The 4767-nt window shown below is 32.7% G+C and carries 3 protein-coding genes; all 3 read left to right on the top strand.

Annotated features, from left to right (window positions below):
* Positions 1 to 658 precede the first annotated feature (658 nt).
* The 3 genes from F6K54_RS40535 (at position 659) to F6K54_RS40525 (ending at position 4215) form a co-directional block, all read left to right on the top strand.
* Positions 659 to 1603, top strand: coding sequence for a GDP-L-fucose synthase (locus F6K54_RS40535; RefSeq protein ID WP_293090081.1), 945 nt, complete (start codon positions 659 to 661; stop codon positions 1601 to 1603).
* A 1716-nt stretch (positions 1604 to 3319) separates the two neighbouring features.
* Positions 3320 to 4036 (top strand): DUF2786 domain-containing protein, encoded by a 717-nt coding sequence (locus F6K54_RS40530; protein ID WP_293090079.1) that lies wholly within the window; start codon positions 3320 to 3322, stop codon positions 4034 to 4036.
* Between the two features lie 47 nt (positions 4037 to 4083).
* Positions 4084 to 4215, top strand: a complete 132-nt coding sequence (locus F6K54_RS40525; RefSeq protein ID WP_293090077.1) for a hypothetical protein — start codon at positions 4084 to 4086, stop codon at positions 4213 to 4215.
* Positions 4216 to 4767: the final 552 nt, after the last annotated feature.

Raw genomic sequence — 4767 nt, 5'->3', positions numbered from 1 at the left:
AAAGGAGTCAGGATTAAAACTGTCAGAAGTAAAGGTAATTTTGATATCCGACATGGGGATAAAATCTTGTCTGTATCTCGAAATCATATCCAATCCATTCACAGAGGAGATGGATACAATTACTCGTTTTGAGTAGATTTTTTCTAAGAGCATTTTTCTAATTAGGGTTTGCTGATTAAATATCGCGCGTATTGACTGATATTGGTTTGAGTAATTTTAGGTCTGGAGGGGGTGCGAGGTTTTAGGTGGTAATGGTTCAAAAATTCAGGATTTTGGTCAAGAGTTGGGCAGAACAATCTTGGGACAAAACGCCCGCTCCTACCTCCTCGCTCCCGATCCATTTCTCCTGTCTCCTGTCTCCTGTCTCCTACCCCTACGAAAAAAGACTTTTTCAGCAAACCCTAATTACTTCATATCAGTCTAATTTCTGATAGATAATATTGCATGGCTTGTCTTTCCGAACTGACTGATTCTAATTACCTAGTGCAGAATAAGAGAAATAACTTACCAGTTATAAAATCCTAAAACAATTACAAATCAATACTTTTGACTTTATGTATGGGCGAATGGCCATTTATCCCTACGACTTTTAACTTCCGGGTAGCGGCACTAAACCCTGGACTTAATGTCTGATGAATATCAATCTCGGAGATTTTTTATGACTAAATTAGAGTTAGAAAACAAAAAAATTCTGTTGACAGGTGGAGCAGGTTTTCTTGGACACCAAGTTGTAGAGCAACTTCATCAGGCAGGAGCTAATCCTAATCAGATTACTATACCGCGATCGCGTGATTATGACCTTTGTACTTTAGAAGCTTGCCAAAAAGTAGTCGATGGACAAGACATTGTAATTCACCTTGCTGCTCATGTAGGGGGTATTGGTTTGAATAAAGAAAAGCCTGCTGAGTTATTTTATGACAATCTAATGATGGGAGTTCAATTAATTGATTCTGCCTATAGAGCAGGTGTAGAAAAATTTGTTTGTGTAGGTACAATATGTGCCTATCCTAAATTTACTCCCGTTCCATTTAAAGAAGAAGACCTTTGGAATGGTTATCCAGAAGAAACTAATGCTCCTTATGGTGTTGCTAAGAAAGCTCTTTTAGTTCAATTAGAAGCTTATCGTCAACAATACGGTTTTAATGGAGTTTATTTATTACCTGTTAACTTGTATGGACCTGAAGATAATTTTAATCCAAAGAGTTCCCATGTTATTCCTGCTTTGATTAGAAAAGTGCATGAAGCACAGGTTAGAGGAGATAAAGAATTACCTGTTTGGGGTGATGGTAGTCCTAGTCGTGAATTTTTATACTCTACAGATGCGGCAAGGGGAATTGTTATGGCAACTCAATTTTATAATGAATCGGAACCTATTAATTTAGGAACTAATTATGAAGTAAAGATTCGTGATTTAGTAGAGTTAATTTGTGATTTAATGGAATTTCAAGGAGAAATAATTTGGGAAACTGATAAACCAAATGGTCAACCTAGACGATGTTTGGATACACAAAAAGCAAAAGAAAAGTTTGGTTTTGTTGCTAATGTAGATTTTAAGCAAGGACTGAAGAATACAATTGAATGGTATCGAGAAAATGCTGACTAAGTTTAAAGGATATAGATTTTATCTGTTATAATTAGTTTATATAATATTGAGCTGAAGGAAACTATCTTTCAGCTTTTATATGATTAAAAATTTTTCTGGGTAAAATTTACTATAGAGTTATTAAAAATATCGGGAAGTGACATTGTAAGTAATTAAGCATTGTTCTAAGCTAAATTAAATCTAGTTTATATAGCAATCCTAAATAGGTTGCGGGTAATCAAAAAGTAGATAAAAAAACTGAAACTCCCGCCTGTTACCTGTTACCTGTTCCCTGTTCCCTAAAAGCGGTAAGATTTTTATACACGAATAAAATAGGATTGCTATAGCTTTTATTAGTTGAATGAGATAAAAAATTGAGATTTAGAGGACAAAAAATAGACAATAAATTTGGATATATATCACTTAATAACACGCTGTTTTAAGCAGTATACTAAAATAGCAATTGCTAAATGGTACTAAAACACATTATTTTGAGAGCTTGATAGTTATGAAGCTATAGAATTTTTTCATTAATGGATAATTGATAATTGATAATTGATAATTGATAGTTACATCTCCCTTTTAGGGCTATGCTTTATAAACATCTTTCTTAACATAAAACGTAGACATTATAGACAAGTTATGTTCAAGTCTTTAAAAGGTTTTTGTCAGAGAAAAAGTGTATTAAAAAGTACATTTTTTTTGACAACTTAAGTAGTTTTTCCTATCTACTATGATTCTTTCTCCTTTCTCCTTTTTCCCCTCCTGGGAGGGGCGAGGGGTGGGTCCCCTGCTCCCCTGCTTGCTACAAGGTTTTCAGGAGTTCCTTATAAGGGATAGCTTTTAGGGAGAGGATTGACAAATAAGTAAAAAATCGATTTTTTTCCTCTTTCAAGGGCAGGCTTTTAACCCGAATTGTTTAATTATTCAATTATTTAATTATTAATTATTCGGTAATGTAATACAGTTATTCATAGTTTGAGAAACTTTTGATTAAACTTATTGTTTGATAACTAAAAAAAACTGTTAAATCCTTGTCATGTAAAGATTTTAACTCTCTTTTAGCAAAAATTACTAGAATTACTACTGCGTCTTAATTCGATCAATCTTTTTCATCTATCTATTTAGCCTATTGAGCAACAACTCTATCATATAGGATTACATAAAAGATAATTAGGACTTGCTGAATAAAATTGTAATCAATACCTGTAATAAGCACCATAAAAAGACTTTATCTAAAAGTCTATTCGACTAATTCGACGAAAAAGATAATTTACAACATCAAAAATGGTATTAAATCTATTCCTGTGTGACTCCTGAATTATGTTTGCTTCGCGGTGACAAACGGAAATTATGAATTTTAAGAAATACCCTAACTATTTGTAGCAAACATTTATCAATTTGGTATAATATATTCACTAAAGAATAATTATGAAAAATTTAACACTATCAAAAAAAATTATAGTGTTTCTCAAGTTACTGTAGTACAGTTGTTTTTGTTCTTTTCTTACAGGAGCGCTACCAGGTGCATCTATCGTCGCGCGGGATCGCTACCGCTATCCCTGTTTCCTAAATTACTGCTCCCTACTCCCTAAAAATTAGGAATTTTGTACTTCATGCTTCTTGGAAACTGCTATATTTTGAAACAAACCATAATATCTAGTAAATATTGTATTGAGTAAGTATAGTCGCATAATAAAAAATTTATAATAAAGCATTAGAAATAAGCTGAGAGAAATGGTCAATAAGAATCTCCTGGAAAAGATTAGTAAACTCCTAGCTCTTGCCAATTCACCTAATGAACATGAAGCTACATTAGCGGCTGAGAAGGCAGCAGAATTATTAGCTCAACATAATTTATCTGTAGCAGATTTAGGAAAAGAAAAGGATGAAGATATTACTAAGGGTATTATTGATAAAACAGGTCGTTATGTAACCTGGAAAATGTGGATTTTAGCAGGAATTGCTAATGCTAATGGATGTCAAGCAATGCGTTCAACTTACACCGGTGAAATGAGATTAGTAGGAACAGAGACTAATATTACAGTTTCTAAGTCCCTTTATGAATATTTAATTGCTGTAGTTAACAGTTTAGCCAAACAACATAGGGGTAAAGGAAGAACTTTTATTAATGCTTTTAGAGTTGGTTGTGCAACTAGATTAAGACAAAGATTAGAGCTAAGACGAAAATACATGGAAGAAAAAGGTATAGCTGGTAGTAATGATAAAAATTCGGCATCTGCTATAGTTGTGCGCTCAATGTTTGAAAAATATTCTTTAGCTATTCAAGCATATTTAAAGCAAGAAGGTGTAAAATGTAAAATTCAGAAATCGACTGCCGTTAATAGTGATTTAGGTTTTTCTTTTGGGTATGTTGCTGGGGAAAAAATTAATTTGAATTATTTGAATCACAAATTATACAAAGGCAAAATTCATCAAACAGTAAATTCTTAATAATTAATCATTACCGATAAATTTTGGTCTAATACCAAGCGTGATAAATGTTTGTTACAAATGGTAGGGACGTTGCATGCAACGTCCCTACAAAAGAAGGAAGAGGGAAGAAGGAAGAAGGGGTAAATATTGAAAAAAAGGGAAAAAAGATATATATAACTATCTCAAATGAACTTTAGCAGCTATTTTTAAGTATATCCGATCAATATCTACCTTTTTGTAGCATTCTTTTTTCACGCTTGGTATAAAATATCCCAATTTTAAGGAAAAAAAAGAGAATATTCCTAATGTTAAGTCTCCTTATTGTAGAGGCACTGATAACTGATACCAACCGTGATAAATGTTTGCTACAAATAGCTAGGGTATTTCTTAGAATCCAGCAATTCTGCAATCCAGAATTTGTATGGGGATAGATTTAATACCATTTTTGATGTTGTAAATTATCTTTTTCGTCAAATAGACTTTATTTGAAAGTTTATTTATGATTATTATTATTCGTAACATTCTTTTTTCAAAATGGTATGATACCAATTTGAAAAATGGTAAGCATTTCCTACGGAATGCTGCGCAAACAGCTATTAGCTGTCAGCTAGCCTCCTCCGGAGGAACTTCGTTAACAGCAACAAGACTCTCTCCTTAAGGACAGTTTTTTAAATTAATATAGACTTTAAGAGTAAGGGAGCCAACTTTGATAGTAAGATAATTAATAAAGCTTTTATCGTCAACTAAAA

It is taken from the genome of Okeania sp. SIO3B5, from assembly GCF_010692555.1.
Taxonomy (GTDB): domain Bacteria; phylum Cyanobacteriota; class Cyanobacteriia; order Cyanobacteriales; family Microcoleaceae; genus Okeania.
This window is presented reverse-complemented; position numbering and strand designations above follow the sequence as displayed.

Bases quoted from the DNA above. Each gene is read 5' to 3' on its own strand.
- F6K54_RS40535 (WP_293090081.1), top strand. From the start codon at position 659: ATGACTAAATTAGAGTTAGAAAACAAAAAAATTCTGTTGACAGGTGGA.
- F6K54_RS40530 (WP_293090079.1), top strand. From the start codon at position 3,320: ATGGTCAATAAGAATCTCCTGGAAAAGATTAGTAAACTCCTAGCTCTT.
- F6K54_RS40525 (WP_293090077.1), top strand. From the start codon at position 4,084: ATGTTTGTTACAAATGGTAGGGACGTTGCATGCAACGTCCCTACAAAA.